At 60.0% G+C, this 15,790-nt stretch carries 15 protein-coding genes and 1 riboswitch; of the genes, 8 read left to right on the forward strand and 7 right to left on the reverse strand.

What is annotated here, in order from left to right; all coding sequences use genetic code 11:
* Positions 1–186: 186 nt before the first annotated feature.
* Positions 187–1,542: a PTS transporter subunit EIIC gene (locus tag HII33_RS01290; protein WP_179393988.1), complete on the reverse strand. Its 1,356-nt coding sequence runs from the start codon at positions 1,540–1,542 to the stop codon at positions 187–189.
* Positions 1,539–2,918, reverse strand: coding sequence for a glycoside hydrolase family 1 protein (locus HII33_RS01295; RefSeq protein WP_179393989.1), 1,380 nt, complete (start codon positions 2,916–2,918; stop codon positions 1,539–1,541). Before HII33_RS01295 ends, HII33_RS01290 begins: the two co-directional genes overlap by 4 nt.
* A 109-nt stretch (positions 2,919–3,027) precedes the next feature.
* Between HII33_RS01295 and HII33_RS01300 the strand changes: the two genes are divergently transcribed.
* The gene (locus tag HII33_RS01300; RefSeq protein WP_179393990.1) at positions 3,028–3,723 is read left to right on the forward strand and encodes a DeoR family transcriptional regulator; all 696 of its coding nucleotides are present in this window, start codon (positions 3,028–3,030) and stop codon (positions 3,721–3,723) included.
* A 246-nt stretch (positions 3,724–3,969) separates the two neighbouring features.
* Here HII33_RS01300 and HII33_RS01305 read toward each other — a convergent pair whose 3' ends face one another.
* The 5 genes from HII33_RS01305 to HII33_RS01325 form a co-directional block, all read right to left on the reverse strand.
* The gene (locus HII33_RS01305; protein WP_179393991.1) at positions 3,970–4,713 is read right to left on the reverse strand and encodes an amino acid ABC transporter ATP-binding protein; all 744 of its coding nucleotides are present in this window, start codon (positions 4,711–4,713) and stop codon (positions 3,970–3,972) included.
* Position 4,714: 1 nt separating this feature from the next.
* Positions 4,715–6,283: an ABC transporter permease subunit gene (locus HII33_RS01310; RefSeq protein ID WP_425483980.1), complete on the reverse strand. Its 1,569-nt coding sequence runs from the start codon at positions 6,281–6,283 to the stop codon at positions 4,715–4,717.
* A 126-nt stretch (positions 6,284–6,409) separates the two neighbouring features.
* Positions 6,410–6,581: riboswitch (Lysine riboswitch) on the reverse strand.
* Between the two features lie 62 nt (positions 6,582–6,643).
* Entirely contained in the window at positions 6,644–7,381 is a 738-nt protein-coding gene (locus tag HII33_RS01315) for an ABC transporter permease (protein WP_179393993.1), read from the reverse strand.
* Entirely contained in the window at positions 7,369–8,106 is a 738-nt protein-coding gene (locus HII33_RS01320; protein WP_179393994.1) for an ATP-binding cassette domain-containing protein, read from the reverse strand. The genes HII33_RS01315 and HII33_RS01320 overlap by 13 nt, the downstream gene beginning before the upstream one ends.
* Positions 8,106–9,068, reverse strand: a complete 963-nt coding sequence (locus tag HII33_RS01325; RefSeq protein ID WP_179393995.1) for an ABC transporter substrate-binding protein — start codon at positions 9,066–9,068, stop codon at positions 8,106–8,108. Before HII33_RS01325 ends, HII33_RS01320 begins: the two co-directional genes overlap by 1 nt.
* A gap of 462 nt (positions 9,069–9,530) precedes the next feature.
* Here HII33_RS01325 and HII33_RS01330 point away from each other — a divergent pair, with 462 nt between their 5' ends.
* The 7 genes from HII33_RS01330 to HII33_RS01360 all read left to right on the forward strand — a co-directional run bounded on the left by HII33_RS01330 (position 9,531) and on the right by HII33_RS01360 (position 15,787).
* Positions 9,531–10,505 (forward strand): mannose/fructose/sorbose PTS transporter subunit IIA, encoded by a 975-nt coding sequence (locus HII33_RS01330; RefSeq protein WP_179393996.1) that lies wholly within the window; start codon positions 9,531–9,533, stop codon positions 10,503–10,505.
* A gap of 39 nt (positions 10,506–10,544) precedes the next feature.
* The gene (locus HII33_RS01335) at positions 10,545–11,354 is read left to right on the forward strand and encodes a PTS mannose/fructose/sorbose transporter subunit IIC (RefSeq protein ID WP_179393997.1); all 810 of its coding nucleotides are present in this window, start codon (positions 10,545–10,547) and stop codon (positions 11,352–11,354) included.
* Between the two features lie 17 nt (positions 11,355–11,371).
* Positions 11,372–12,283: a PTS system mannose/fructose/sorbose family transporter subunit IID gene (locus tag HII33_RS01340; protein WP_179393998.1), complete on the forward strand. Its 912-nt coding sequence runs from the start codon at positions 11,372–11,374 to the stop codon at positions 12,281–12,283.
* A gap of 128 nt (positions 12,284–12,411) precedes the next feature.
* A complete protein-coding gene (locus tag HII33_RS01345) occupies positions 12,412–12,837 on the forward strand; it encodes a DUF956 family protein (protein ID WP_179393999.1) in 426 nt (141 codons plus the stop codon).
* 566 nt (positions 12,838–13,403) lie between these two features.
* A complete protein-coding gene (locus tag HII33_RS01350; protein ID WP_179394000.1) occupies positions 13,404–14,090 on the forward strand; it encodes a response regulator transcription factor in 687 nt (228 codons plus the stop codon).
* The gene (locus tag HII33_RS01355; protein ID WP_179394001.1) at positions 14,083–15,459 is read left to right on the forward strand and encodes a sensor histidine kinase; all 1,377 of its coding nucleotides are present in this window, start codon (positions 14,083–14,085) and stop codon (positions 15,457–15,459) included. Before HII33_RS01350 ends, HII33_RS01355 begins: the two co-directional genes overlap by 8 nt.
* Before the next feature lie 181 nt (positions 15,460–15,640).
* Positions 15,641–15,787 (forward strand): teichoic acid D-Ala incorporation-associated protein DltX, encoded by a 147-nt coding sequence (locus tag HII33_RS01360; RefSeq protein WP_179394002.1) that lies wholly within the window; start codon positions 15,641–15,643, stop codon positions 15,785–15,787.
* Positions 15,788–15,790 lie beyond the last annotated feature (3 nt).

Here is a 15,790-nt window from a genome sequence, read left to right on the forward strand (position 1 = left end):
TCACCGTTGGCGCGGCCACTGGGGTCGGGGCCGGGCCAGCCGGTCGGTCATCGGTCACAGCCGACGCTGACTGGTCGGCGCATGCGATCGCGCAAAGCGCTCCCCGAGAAATCTCGAGGAGCGCTTTTGGCGTTCACTGAAGGCGGTCATGGACTGAATCGAAGGCGCCGTTAGACCGGGCGCGATTCAGTCGGTCGCGTCCGCGGGGGCCTGTTCCTCCGCCAACAGTTTTTGGTCGTACAGCCGGAAGAACGGGTAGTAGATGACGATGGATAACCCGAGGTTGATGAAGGCTAGGATCACCGCTGGCAAGTTACCGCCGGTCCCCAGCCAGGCGCCCACACCGACAGGGAGCACCCAAGCGATCGCCGTGTTGACGGCACCGACGATACCAATCTTGATCGCAAAATAGGCGAGGGAAGCCGAAATGATCGGGTTGATCAGGAACGGAATGATCAGGTAGGGGTTGTAGACGATCGGGGCCCCGAAGATGATCGGCTCATTGATGTTGAAGACGGCCGGAATGATCGCGGTGTGCCCAAGCACTTGGAGCTGCTTAGACTTCGCCCGGAAGTTCATCAGCAGGGCTAACCCCAGCGTGCCACCAGCTCCCCCTAAGAAGACCCACATATTGATGAAGTCGCCCGCGAAGACGTTGTGCGCACCGTTGATGTTTTCGGTCAGCGCAACGAGCAGGATCGGGTTGATGAACGAATTCTTGATGATCGCAGTGCCGTGTACCCCGACGATCCAGAGGAGGTGGATCAGCAGTAAGATGACGACCATCCCCAGCCAGGAACCGGTCAGGTACTTCACGAAGCCGAACGGTGCGGCCAGCAGCGCGTGGACGTCGGTGCCCAAGAAGCCGAGCACGGTGACCATGGCGATGACGACCAGCGCCACGAGGATCAGTGGGATCAAAGACGCGAAGGAGCGACTGACCCCGGCCGGGACCCCCTCAGGCATTTTGATCGTCAGATCACGGTTCACGCAGAACCGGTAGATCTGAACCGCTAAGATGCCCATGACGATGGAGATGAAGATCCCGATCCCCCCGAAGCGGGTCACCCAGCCGTTGGCCAAGGCCAACCCGTTGACAGAGCCAGTGTTGGCCACGACTTTGGTGGTGACCCCGACGGCATTCCCGTTCTGCCAGACAATCGACGGAATGGTCATCAGGAAGGCGAACAGCGACAGGATCGCGCCGGTGAAGGAATTGAGCTTGTCCTCGCCGTCTTTGCGGTACTCCTCAACGTAGTAGTAGCCGACTGCGAGCGCGTAGTAGATGGCGATGGTGCCGAGGGCCATCGTGTTGCCCACGGAGTAGAAGGCCGAGAAGCGCAGGAGCGTGTTTTGGAAGAATGATGCCGCAAAGGGGAAGATGCTGGGTAAGTTGTTCAAGATCAAAAAGATCGAGGCGACGATCGTGAAGGGGACAGCGGCCAGGCTAGCGTTCATAATGCCGCGGATGACCTTCGTGTTGGCGATCTTGTTGAGTGGTGGTAGGAGCTTGGTCTCCAAGAACTCAAAGAATTTATTCATGACTGATGACTCCTTTCTTCGATGACATGCTTGAACCAGTAGTAGCTGTCTTTGGGGTAGCGTTGCATCGTCTTCACGTCGTCATCGGTGCGATCGACGAAGATGAAGCCGTAGCGTTTGCGAATCCCTTCGTGCACGCTGATCAGGTCGATCGACGACCAAGGCAGGTAGCCTTGAACGGGGACCCCGTTGGCGCGCGCTGCATCGATGGCAGCTAAGTGCTGCGTCAAGTAGTCGATGCGATAGTCGTCGTGGACCTGGTGATCGGCGGTCAACTCATCGTAAGCCCCGAGCCCGTTTTCGGTGACCAAGATCGGCAGGCCGTAGCGGTCATTGGTCTGCTCCAGTGACGTTTGCAGACCGAGCGGATCGACGGTCCAGTTAAAGGCGTTCTTCTTGAGGTAAGGATTGGTGACACCCTTGTAGAAGTTGGGTTCGTAGACATCCTCGGATTGCTGATCTGACACCCCTGCAGCCCGCGCCTCACCGGCTTGGGGGAAGCTGACAGTCGCCGTGGTGTAGTAGTTGAAGCCGATGAAGTCGGGCCGGTTGTCGGCCACTAAGGCGCGGTGTTCCGGTAAGATCGCGAGGTCGATGCCCAGCTGGGCCAGGTGAGCTTTGAAAACTGGGTTGATCTGGCATTTGACAGAGAAATCTAAGTACGCCCAGTTGCGGATCGCGTTGAAGTCGAGTGCCGCCCGAACGTCCTCGGGTCTGGCAGTCAGCGGGTAGACATATGAGATATTCGGTACGGGCCCGATCTGCCCGTCGGGGATGAGCGCGTGACATTGCTGGATCGCGTATTTTTCTGCGATCATCATATTGTAGAAGGACCGGTAACGGCCCTCGTTGGTATCGTGGCTGCCGATGATCTTGGTGTCCGCCAGTAACATGATATTGGGTTCGTTGATCGTTAGCCAGTATTTCACGCGATCGCCGAAGTGCTCGAACAGCACGCGCGTATATTGACGGTACGCGTTAATTGTGGCAGGATTGTGCCACCCGCCGGCTTGCTGAAGTGCGTCTGGCAAGTCAAAATGGTAGGTGGTGACGATCGGCGTGATGTTGAGGGCCAACAGGGTGTTGATGACATCGTCGTAATGCGCGAGGCCCTTAGGGTTGATCGTACCATCGGCAGCCATGATCCGGGTCCAGGCAAATGAGAGACGCAAGGCGTTGACACCCATCTCGGCTAGCAACCGAAAGTCTTCCTTGAAGCGGTGGTAGTGATCGACGGCGACCGTAAAATCAGCGATGGTGTGATCGGTTCGCTGACGCGTGTCTTGAACAGAGGGTTGCTTGCCGTCAACGGCGACGGCGCCTTCAGTTTGGTGAGCGGAAAGGGAAGCGCCCCAGAAAAATGGTGGTTGTGTCATAATATCCTCCTGATTTGATTACGCTTTCAGTATACGGAAGGCGTGCCCGAATGCGACAGACCCGAACATATCCTGGGATATATGGTAAATTGAGGTGGAGGGAAACTGGATGAGAACGACAGAAAGTGCAGTGATCGCAAGGCGCAACCGTGAGTTAGCTTTCCTGAAGCAGCAGGTCCACACGACGACCAGCGCGCTGGCAGCGCAGTTCGATGTCTCCTTGATGACGATCAACCGTGATCTGCATATGTTCATCAAGAAGGGGCTCGTGCTACATGACTACGGCGAAGTGGTATGGGTCGGCGACCTCGGGGCCAGTAGTCAGATCAGCGACGCAAGGGCACAGGAACTGATCCCTCGACTGAGGACTGCGGCAGGTGACGCGCACCGCGTGTTGATGAGCACAAGCCCGCTGACAGCGGCGCTGGCGTACACACTTGCGGGGCAGGGCATTCACTTCATGACGAATCAGTTGGTCCAGCCCCCGAGTGGTGTAGATCCGTTCGACCAGTTGCCGGTCCTAACGGGCGGCCAACTCGAACGGTTCGATGGTCAGCAGAGCTTTTCGGGCGACACCGCCATTCAGGCCATCAAGCACTTTGACGCCGATCTGGCCTTGATCTATGCCGTCGGGTACTCGGCGCGACTGTTGACGACGAGTACGCTGTATGAGTCTGTGGTGGCCCGAACGATGCTAGAAAGTGCGCATCAGGTCATTGTCTTCTTGGCGGACGGCGCGCGGGGGCACGAGGCGAACTTTATGATCGTCAAGTCGGAGCGGCTGGCGCGGGTCCAGGTGATCTAGCGCTGGCTCGTGCCGCCTAAAGGGCTGGAGACTGCGCACACCGTCTAGGCGCAACGACTGAACTGCCGACGCCGACCGTGCGTCGGTTTTTTTGGGCGGGTGAGGCTCGCGGTGTGAGCTAGCGGTCAGGCGTATGCGCCCGGCCGTAAGTGGTGGCCCGAAGCGCGGTGCGAGCACCAAAAAATCCGGTAAGCTCCGCGGGGGTGACCCGTTCTTACCGGATTGAGGCTAGATCTGTGGCGTGGCTCACGCCCGGTTCAAGTAGCGCTTCAGGAATTCCTGCGTCCGCAACTCTTGTGGGTGGTCGAACAGCTGCTCGGGCGTGCCGCTTTCGGCGATCACGCCTTGGTCCATGAAGACGACGCGGTCGGAGACGTCGCGCGCGAAGGCCATCTCATGCGTGACGACGATCATCGTCAGCCCGGTGGTCGCCAGCTGTTGCATCGCGTTCAACACGTCGTCGACCATCTCGGGGTCTAGCGCGCTGGTTGGCTCGTCGAACAGCAGGACTTCCGGGTCCATCGCCACGGCGCGCGCGATCGCGACGCGCTGCTTTTGGCCGCCGGAGAGCTGGGCGGGCTTGGCGTTGACATAGGGTGCCATGCCGACTTGCTGGAGCAGGTCGAGCGCGTGGGCCTTGGCCTGCGCGGCGTCACGGTGCAGCACGGTCTGCTGCGGCGTCATCACGTTCTGGAGCACGGTCAGGTTATTGAAGAGGTTGAAGCTCTGGAACACCATGCCGACCTTAGCCCGGTACTGCGGCAGGTCGAAGTCGCGCGCCAAGATGCTCGCACCGTGAAACAGGATGTCGCCATCCGTCGGCGTTTCGAGCAGGTTGAGGTTGCGCAGTAGCGTCGACTTGCCGGAGCCGGAGCGGCCGATGATAGAGACGACTTCCCCGGCCGCAACGGCGAAGTTGATGTCGGACAGGACTTCGTGGGCCCCGAACGTCTTCTTGAGGTTCTGGATCTGAATGATCGGGTCTGTCATGCTACTTCACCTCCGGCGTTTCGACTTGCATCTGGTTGGTCATCACGTTGTAGTTCTTCGGCCCATCCAAGTGTTTTTCCACCAGCCGGAACAGGCGGCTGATCGAGAAGGTCAACAGCAGGTAGATCGCGCAGACGATCAGGTAGGTGTGGAAGAACTGGAAGTTCTGGCCGGCCACCGTCTGGGCGGAGAAGAATAGCTCGGACACGGAGATGATAGACAGGACTGAGGTGTCCTTGATGTTGACGATGAATTCGTTAGTCACCGACGGCATGGCGTTACGCACGGCCTGCGGCAGGATCACCTTGACCATGGTCTGCAGGTGGGTGAACCCAAGCGCTTGGGCAGCTTCGAACTGGCCGGCGTCCACGGAGATGATGCCTCCGCGGATGATCTCAGAGATGTAAGCCCCGGTGTTGATCGACACGATCAAGAGCGCGGCCAGCGTGCGATCCATGTTGATCCCGAAGGCCTGCGCAGCGCCGTAGTAGAGCACGGCGGCCTGGACGATCATTGGCGTGCCCCGGAACACTTCGATGTAGACAGACAGCAGCCAGTTGACCAGGCCCTGCAAGCCGCGCTTGCCCAAGGTCTTGGGCTTCGGCATGGTGCGGACGATCCCGACCAGCAGGCCGATCAAGAAGCCGACCATTGTGCCGATCAGCGAGATCAAAAGCGTCATCCCGGTCCCGCGCAACAGCATTGGGCCGTACTGCTTCAGAATCGCCACCAGCCAGTTGCCGTCGCTGGTCGTGTCCGGTTGAACGGCGACGGCGGTCTCCATCATCTTCGCGCGTGTCTTGGCCGAGACCTTTGCCAGTGCGGCGTTGATCGCCGCCTTGTCCGGGTCGCCTTTGCGCAGCCCGATGGCGAGATCCACGTCTTCCGGGCTGGTCTTGAACCCGTTAGCCTTGGAGAAGGTGAGGTACGTCAGGTTCGGGTTCGCGTTTTGGGCGGTGATCCCTTCTGGCACTTCGGAGACATAGCCATCGATGGTGCCGGACTCCAGTGCAACGCGCATCGCTGGGAAGTTGTTCATCGCCGCTTCCTTGATCGCGCCTTTCATCTGATCGATCGCCTCGTAGTGGAAGGTCGAGAGCTGTGCGGTGATCTTCGCGTTCTTGAAGTCACGGATACTGGTCGCCTTGGCGAACTTGCTGTCGCGCCGCACGACGACTGTCAGCTTGGAGGCGTAGTAGGTGCGACTGAAGTCGATGGTCTCACGGCGCTCTGGGGTCGGGGACATCCCGGCAATGATCGCATCGATCTTGCCGGAGGTCAGTGCGGGTGGTAGACCGTCCCATGAGGTCTTGACCACGACGACTTTTTTGCCCAACGCCTTGGCGATCTTCTTGGCCATCTGGACGTCGTACCCGTTGGCGTAGTCGCTGGAGCCTTGGATCTTGACGGCGCCGTTGGCCGCAGTCGGTTGCGTCCAGTTGAACGGGGCGTAGCCGGCTTCCATGCCGACCTTCAGGGTGCCGGCGGCGTGCACCGGCTGGGGGGTAGCCGCCAGCGCGAGCGTCAGGGCGGCCCCGACGCCGAGCACCGCGGCCCAGATCTTCTTCATCATGATAGACATTGCTCCCTTCGTGTGTGGACGGTCGCCCGCCCGATTACCGTTGGGAAATAGAGAACGAAAAAAGGCCCTTGTTTGAGAATGCAAACAAAGGCCAACGTGGATTTCTGTAGTAACCAGAATCATAGCGCTCCGAAGCATGTGCTTCGACAGTCCAGCGGCTTTCGCCCACTGGCCCAACTCGCGCGCCCCTAATGACGCGTGGGTTTCGGCGGGGGTGCTTACGGCTGAGTCAACGTGGTTAGGCACTCATCAGCGTTCGTCACCACCCGCGACCTCTATTTCTTGGTGGTGTATTCAAATGTCTGTGCTTGAGTCTACCGGTTGTGCGGCGGGATGTCAAGGCGGCGCTCACCACTTGACGACTCGCCGTTCGAGCCAGCCCAGCGCCGCGAACAGCGCGAAGGCGACGGCGGCCAAGACGATGATCCCGGCGTACATCGCCGGGTAGTCGAGTCGGTTCCATTCGTCCATGATGAAGTAGCCCAGCCCGTAGTTCGTGCCGTAGACCTCGGTGAAGAACAGCGTCGCCAGCGCGGTGCCCAAGGCGATGCGCATCGCGCTGATCACCGCGCTGAGGCTAGCCGGCCAGGTGACGTCGCGCAGCAGGGCCCAGCGGCTGGCGCCGAGGACCTCTAGGCTGCCGTACACCGCCGGCGGGATCTGCCGCACCGCGTCGCGGACGGAGATGATCACCTGGAAGACGGTGATCAGGGTGATCATTGCGATCTTCGAGCCGTCGCCCAGCCCGGCGATCAGCATCACGACTGGCAGAAACGCGATCTTCGGGATCGGGTAGGTAAAATACACCAGCGGGTCCATCAGTCGACCGAACTTGGGGAGGCGGACGATCGCGATCCCGATCGGCACGCCGATCACGGCGGCAAGCATTAGGCTCCACCCCAGCCGGTACAGTGAGAAGTAGAGGTGCCACCCGATCTGTTGGGCCCCAAGCTGTGGCATGGCGGCGTAGACCACCCAGGGCTGCGGGAGGACCGCCCGCGCGAGCAGGGTCGCCGCGCCGCACCACAGGAGGTGCAAAACAATCAAGGCATAGCCAGTGTTGCGCCAGCGCGTCAGTCGGTCCATGCGTGCGTCACCTCCTCGCGTAAAGCGGCCAGGGTCGGGTAGTAGGCCGCCGTGGTCGACCGCGCCTGTCGCGGCACGGCCGCCAGCGGGTTAGGCCACCCTCGGCCTAACCCGTTGTGCAGAATCAACAGGTGATCGGCGAGTTGCAGCGCCTCTTCTAGGTCGTGGGTGATCAGCAGGGTGCTGGTCGGGCGGGTCTGCCACTGGGTGAGAAACAGCGTGTAGGCGCGCTGCTTGACCACGGGGTCGAGGGCCGAGAAGGCTTCATCTAAGAGGATCAAGTCCGGCTGAAGGGCAAACGCGCGGGCCAAGGCGGCGCGTTGCGCCTGGCCACCGGAAAGGGCCTGCGGGTAGGCATCCGCCACCGCAGCGATGCCGAGGGCGTCGAGCAGCGCCGTGACCGTCGCCCGCGTCGCGGCGGTCACGCGCCCCTGGCGGATGCGCGTGGCGATCAGGACGTTCTGCCGCACCGTGCGCCACGGGAGCAGGCCATAATCCTGCGGGACTAACGCCAGAGTGTGCTGTTGCACCGACAGGGGCTGATCGTTCAGGGTGACCGTGCCGGTGAACGGCAACGTCTGAGTCAGCGCGCGCAGCAGGGTCGTTTTGCCTGCGCCACTGGGGCCGACCACGGCGAGGATCGCGTCGGTGGGGACGGTGAAGCTGAGGTCATGTAGCACGGGCGTGGCGGTGTAGCCTACCGTCAGCCCCGTCACCGTCAGCATCAGTTCGCCTGCACTTGCAGGCTGTAGCGACTCGGGTCCACCGCCGTCTTGAGGACGCCTTCGCGGTGAGCGTACTCGAAGGCCGCCTTGAGCGTGGCGGTCGGGATCGCCTTCGCCTTGGTGTAAGGCAGGAGCTTGACGTCGGCGAGCACCGCCGCCGGGTAGCCGATGTCATCGACCAGGATCGACTTGAAGTCGGCGGCGGTGCCGGCGTTGAGCTTGGCGACCGCCCGGTTGTATGCGGTGTAGAAGCGGCGACGGACGGCGGCGTCTTTGGCGACCTTAGGCGCGAAGGCCATAATCGTGGTCTGGTAGTGCGCCGGGTCGCTTTGCGCGATCACCCGGCAGCCTTTGGCCTTGGCCATCGCCATGAACGGATCGGGCACGATGATCGCGTCGACTTTGCGGTCCACGCACAGCTGCACGCGCGCCGGGACCTGTGCGACCTCAGTCACCTTGACGTCAGCCTGTGAGAGCCCGGCCTTGGCGAGCGCCTGGTAGAGGTAGAAGGTCGGCGTCTGCCGTGGCATCGTCGCCACGGTGCGCCCAGCCAGATCCTTGAGGGATTGGATGTCCGGCTGGTTGGTCAGGATGCCGAAGCTCCCCGTCAGCCCGCTACCGCTCTGCCACCCCAGATCACCGTTAACGTAGCTTGCCAGCGTGACGACATCGGAGACTGCACCGTCCAGCGCGCCAGCGGAGACCGCCGCGTCGCGTTCCTTGGGGGACTTGAACATCTTCAGGGTCACATCGAGGTCAGCCTGCTTGAAGTAGCCGGCCGCCTGCGCGACGTACAGGGGGATCGATTCGGGGGCGGACATGGTGCCGATCGTCAGTGCTGTTGCGGCGGTCGACTTGGCGCTGGAGGCGCTTGAGTTCAACTGGTCTTCCTTGGGCGCACAGGCGGTCAGCAGACAGGCGAGCGCGACACCAAGCCCCCATACCCAATGATTCTTTTTCATGTGAAAAACCCTCCATTAACTTTTCGTTTTTTGACTCTGATCACGGACCACAAGCGGTCCAACCTGTACATTTTATCACGAGTGAATGAGAATTAGGGGACCACGCGGTGAGCGCGACGGGTGGTTGAGCCACTTTGAGCAAAACCAATTTAGTAGTTTCGTCCAAATTTTCACTAAATAAAATGAGATAAAACCGTACGGTTACGCTTTTGACCGGACATTTGGTGTCTGGGTGAGCAAGAACGCGTACTTTTCTCAAAAAATTGGTGCTGACAATTCCCAGTGGTATAGCCCTTTCATGAAAACGCTAAATTTAATTTAACAAAGTGATTGCATTCGATGAAAATCATTGTCATACTAGCTTCTGGGAGTTTCTAGCGACCGATTTGGCAGCGCGTTGGACTGCGAATTGATAGCGCTTTAGTGGAAATTCACCAAAATATTATTAGGAGGCGACAAACAATGGTCGGAATCATTCTTGCCAGTCACGGGCAATTCGCCGCTGGCATTAAGCAATCTGGTCAGATGATCTTCGGTGAGCAAGAAAAAGTCGAAGTTGTGACGTTCATGCCGAACGAAGGTCCAGATGATCTGAAAGCACACCTTGAAGAAGCCATTGCAAAGTTCGATCCGGAAGACGACGTATTGTTCCTCGTGGACCTTTGGGGCGGCTCACCATTCAACCAGGCTAACGGGTTGTTTGAAGCGCACAAAGACAAGTGGGCGATCGTTACCGGGTTGAACCTGCCAATGTTGATCGAGGCTTACGGGTCTCGCCTTTCCATGACTTCCGCGCAAGAGATCGCGGCACACCTGGTCGAAGCCGGGCGTGACGGGGTGAAGATCAAGCCAGAAGCACTGGAACCTAAGCCAGCTACCGCGCCCGCCGCTGCACCTGCAGCATCTAATGGGGGCAAGCCTGGGAAGCTGGAATACGTGCTTGCACGTATCGATTCTCGCCTGCTGCACGGCCAGGTCGCAACGGCTTGGTCCAAAGACGTGAAGCCAACGCGGATCATCGTCGTATCTGACGATGTGGCTCGGGACAAGCTGCGTAAGCAACTGATCACCGACGCGGCACCAGGTGGTGTCAAGGCGCACGTTATCCCAGTTGATCAGATGATCAAGATCGCCCAAGACGATCAGCACTTCGGCGGTGAACGGGCCCTGCTCTTATTCGAGACACCACAGGACGCGCTGCGTGCCGTTGACGGTGGCGTGCCATTGAAGACGATCAACGTCGGTTCGATGGCCCACTCTGCCGGTAAAGTTCAGCCGAACAAGGTACTCGCGTTCGACCAAGACGATATCGACACCTTCGGCAAGCTGAAGGCTAAGGGGATCGACTTCGATGTCCGCAAGGTCCCAACGGACTCCAAGGACAGCATGGAAGGCATCCTCAAGAAGGCGCAAGACGCCCTCAACGCTGCGAAATAATAATTTGATTTTTAACCGGGAAAAAAGGAGGACACTAAAATGTCTTTGAACTTTATTCAAATCATCCTAGTCCTCATCGTGTCGTTTTTTGCTGGCATGGAAGGGATCCTCGATGAATTCGAGTTCCACCAGCCAGTGATCGCGTGCACGTTGATCGGCTTAGTGACCGGCCAGCTTGTTCCTTGCCTGATCTTGGGCGGGAGCCTCCAGATGATCGCGCTTGGTTGGGCGAACATCGGCGCTGCGGTCGCACCAGATGCTGCTCTGGCATCCGTTGCATCAGCTATTATTCTTGTACTTGGTGGCCAAGGCAAAGCGGGCGTTAACTCCGCGATCGCGCTGGCCGTTCCGCTGGCCGTTGCCGGTCTGCTGCTGACCACCCTGGTCCGCACCCTGGCGACTGCGGTCGTGCACATCATGGACCGGGCTGCTGAAGAAGGGTCGTTCTTCAAGATCGAACTCTGGCAGGTCATCGCGATCTGCATGCAGGGTCTGCGTATCGCGATCCCAGCCGGCTTCATCCTGGCTGTGGGTTCCGGCCCTGTGAAGTCCCTGCTCGATGCGATGCCGACCTGGCTCGTTGATGGTCTGGGCATCGGTGGTGGCATGGTCGTCGCCGTTGGGTACGCGATGGTCATCAACATGATGGCGACCGCTGAAGTATGGCCATTCTTCGCGATTGGTTTTGTTCTGGCGACGGTTTCCCAGATCACCCTGATCGGCCTTGGGGCGATCGGTGTCGGTCTGGCGCTGATCTACCTGAACCTCTCCAAGATGGGCGGCTCCAGCAACGGTTCCAGCAGTAATGGCTCCGGCGATCCTGTCGGCGACATTATCGACAACTATTAAGAAGGAGGTTGGCGAAAATGGCAGATAAGATTACGTTAACGACTAAAGACCGTTGGGCAGTATGCTGGCGTTCGACCTTCTTGCAAGGGTCTTGGAACTACGAGCGTATGCAAAACGGCGGCTGGACCTACTCTTTGATCCCAGCCCTGAAGAAACTCTACACGACCAAAGAAGACCGTGCAGCTGCTCTCAAGCGGCACATGGAATTCTTCAACACCCACCCGTACCTGGCTTCTCCAGTTATCGGCGTGACGCTGGCACTGGAAGAAGAGCGTGCGAATGGGGCCCCGATCGATGACGTCACGATCCAAGGGGTCAAGGTCGGCATGATGGGCCCGCTGGCCGGTGTCGGCGACCCAGTGTTCTGGTTCACCGTTCGACCGATCTTGGGTGCCTTGGGTGCATCCCTAGCGATGGCCGGGAACATCATGGGCCCGATCATCTTCTTCGTGGCTTGGAATGTGATCCGGATCGCGTTCATGTGGTACACACAGGAATTCGGCTACAAGGCTGGGTCCAAGATCGCAGACGACATGTCTGGGACCTTGCTGCAAGACGTGACCAAAGGGGCCTCGATCCTCGGGATGTTCATCCTGGGTTCTCTGGTCAACCGCTGGGTCTCCGTCAAGTTCACCCCGACGGTGTCGACGGTCGATCTTTCCAAGGGCGCTTACATCGACTGGGACAAGCTGCCTTCTGGGGCCGAGGGGATCCACAAGGCACTGTCACAACAGGCACAAGGGTTGTCCCTTGAAAGCCAAAAGGTCACGACCTTGCAGGCGAACCTGGATCAGCTGATCCCGGGTCTGGCCGGTTTGCTCGTTACCCTGCTGTGCATGTGGCTCCTCAAGAAGAAGGTGTCACCGATCGTGATCATCTTGGGCCTCTTCGTGGTCGGGATCCTGGCTCACGTTGCGGGGATCATGTGATCTCTGATCCACTCATCAAGGAGGTTGGGGCGACCCGACCTCTTTTTGAGTCTTAGCATGGCGCGGTGTTGGCGCGTATAATGAAGTGACGCAGGTTGCGCCAAGCCACAGAGAAATAGGGGGACACCATGGTTGAATCACTGAATACCAAAGTTGACATGGTCACGGAGGCGACGAGCTTCCTCGGGATGCCGGCATACGGCAAGATCATGATCGGCGACAAAGGGTTCGAATTCTACAACAACACGAAGGCCAAGGATTACATTCAGATCCCGTGGATCGAAGTGGACCACGTGGATGTGTCGGTGGTGTTCGGCGGCAAGTGGATCCCGCGCTACGCGGTGGCCACCCGGCGCAACGGCGTGTACACGTTCGCGTCCAAGGACCCTAAGGCCGTGTTGCGGGCGGTTCGGGAGCACATCCCGGCCGATCGCATCCTGAAGTCGCTGAGCTTCTTTCAAGTCCTGCGCATGGGCGGACAGAACCTCTTCAAAAAAGAGACCTGGACGGGGATCGGGCAGCGCCTGACCAGCCGTCGCCGGCCCCGCAAGTGACACCTGGCACCGAGCACACGCACCGCGTGTTGCGCGGTGCTTTTTTGTCCCAGAGCGACGCAAGGCCGCACTTAGCGGGCCGGGTAGCCTGTCTACCGCATGTCAGCCCGTAACGCGCCAGCGCGAACGGTCTGATCAAGCTAAGCGCGTTGCGCCCGCACTTAGGCGCGATGTGCTTATCGTCGCTAGACGCGCCCGCGTTGGCCTTGTGTCGCTCGACGATGCCAGAGCGACGGACGCGCGGACTTAGCGGGCCGGGTAGCCTGTCTACCGCATGTCAGCCCGTAACGCGCCAGCGCGAACGGTCTGATCAAGCTAAGCGCGTTGCGTCCGCACTTGGTGAGGCCCGATATCGTCAGCCCCCGAAGCATCACGTTCCCGCGCCCCCTTGCCTCAGGCCACCTGAGCCCTCCAAGCGCCACAAGTGACAATACTGTTATTAGGCCATCGGCCCGTCAGCGTGGTATGCTGGGGCGTGTTTTGGTGGCACAGTCTCTTTGGGGGGCTTGCCGGCGCAAGACGGTGGGCGGTGCAAGCGCCCGAGCATAAACCGGGAGGGACGGACAATGACGCAGACGATCTTATTGGTCGAAGACTCAGCCAGCCTCACCGCGTACCTGACGCCTGAATTGCAGTTCGAAGGGTACCAGGTCTTGCTGGCAACGGACGGGCAGGCGGCGTGGGAGACGTGGCAGGCGCAGGCGGCCACGATCGATCTGGTGTTGCTGGATTGGATGATCCCGAAGATCGACGGGCTCGGCGTGATGCGCCGGATTCGGAAGCAGTCGGCCGTGCCGATCATGATGATGACCGCGCGCGACTATGTGGGCGATAAGGTCGCGGGGCTTGATAATGGCGCAGATGATTACTTGACCAAACCGTTCGAGATCGAAGAGCTCCTGGCCAGGATCCGGGTGCTGATCCGACGCAACCGGGTCCAGTCTGCGACCCAGTATGTGGTCGGGGACCTGACGCTCGACACCAAGGCGCGCCAGGTCCACCGCGGCGGCCAGCTCGCCCAGCTGACGCAGCGCGAATACGACCTGCTGCTGGTGCTGGTGCAACACGCCGGGCAGGCCCTGACCCGCGACGAGCTGCTAGACGCGGCGTGGGGCACCGAGTTCGACGGGCAGACGAATATCATCGACGTGTACATTCGCTACTTGCGCCAGAAGCTGGAACGCCCAGGGACCGCACCGCTGATCCACACGGTGCGCGGTGTCGGCTACATGCTGCAGGCGACGAATGAATAAGGCCGCGCGCAACTCCTACGCGGGGCGGATCACCCGGACCTATGTCTTGCTCCTGAGCGTGGTGGTCACCGTGATCAGCCTGGCGATCGTCGGGATCGTCGGGTACCACTTGATCAAAAGCAAACAGGATGACTCTGCCCAGTTGATGACGGACCTGCAGGCGTCGTTCGAAGACGGTCAACCCGACTGGGACGCCTGGGAGTACTCCAGCTACCGGGCGCGACGGGCGTTCGTGCGCGTGAACGTGGTGGGCGCGACGACCGATAAGACCTATTATTTTCGCAAGACCCAGCGCTTCTTGGGCAACTCGCTGATGACGATCCCGCTGGCGCCTCATGTGCAGTACCAGGAGAATCAGGGGGTCTATTACTACCGCGAGGCGCAGGTCCACCGCAACGGGCTGACGTATGACTACGAGATCTGGATGAGTCTGAATAATATGATCGAGCTGTCGCGCCTTTTGATCACGGTGATCCTCGGCATCACCCTGGTCGGGTTCATCGGTGGCGCGTGGGCGATCTCGTTTTTGGCGCGGCGCCTGAACCGGCCGCTGGCGGATCTGACCGCCGCGGCGCACGGGATCGTGGCCAAAGATGAGGTGACGTACCACGAGTCGTTGCCAGTGCCGCCGGGGCCGGCGGAAGTGCAGGAGTTGTCGGTCGAGTTCAACCGGCTGCTTCACTCGCTGAACGCGCAGGTCCTGCGCGACAACCAATTCGTCTCCGACGCCTCACACGAGTTGCGGACGCCACTGACCGCGATCCGCGGACATGTCGGGCTGATCCGCCGCCACCGCGACGCGCACCCGGAGATCGTACCGGAGTCGCTGGCGATCATCGAAGACGAGTCGCAGAAGATGCAGCAGCTGATCGAAAGCCTGCTGGCCCTGTCGCGAATGGATCACGCGCAGATCACGCGGACGACGCTGGACCTCGCGCAGTTGATCCCGCGCATGGTTCACCGCTACCAAAGCGACCAGCCGATCGAGTTGGCCCTGCCGGCCCAACTGTTGGTGCAGGCCAACGCAGAGAGTATCGAGCATATTTTGATGTGCTTGCTGAACAATGCGCACAAGTATGCCCCTGACCAACCGGTGGTGATCAGTGCAACGGCCGGGGCGACGCATGTGCAGCTGACGGTGGCCGACCGTGGGCCGGGGATCCCGGATGCAGACAAGGCGAAGGTCTTCGACCGCTTCTACCGGGTCGATCGCTCACGGGCCAAGCATATCCCGGGTAGCGGGCTGGGGCTGGCGATCGCCGCCCGGCTGGCCGAGCTGAACGGGGGTAAGATCCGCGTGGTCGATAACACGCCGACCGGGAGCCGGTTCATTGTCACACTGCCGGCGGGCCATTCTGAAAGTCTCTAATCTTGTGCTTATAAACCATTGAATGCAACGCCGACCAACGCCAGCTAGACTGAAGACGTTGGTTTTTTTGATCCAAACCGCGCAGCGCAACGGCCAGCATAGGCTCGAGTCGTCTGCGTTGGGGAATCACGCGGATGGTGGGATAATGCGCGTGAAACATTGAACAACAAGGAGGCACACGATGCAGACGCTCAAACGCTGGTGGGCACACCCGACCACGCAATTCGTCGCCAAGACCCTGGGTTACGCCGCCATCATCCTGGTGCTGGTGTATCTCTACAGTTACCGGGGCGTCGGCGGCGGGCACTTTATCTACAACGAGTTCTAGGAG

It is taken from the genome of Lacticaseibacillus absianus (assembly GCF_013407595.1).
Lineage (GTDB): Bacteria > Bacillota > Bacilli > Lactobacillales > Lactobacillaceae > Lacticaseibacillus > Lacticaseibacillus absianus.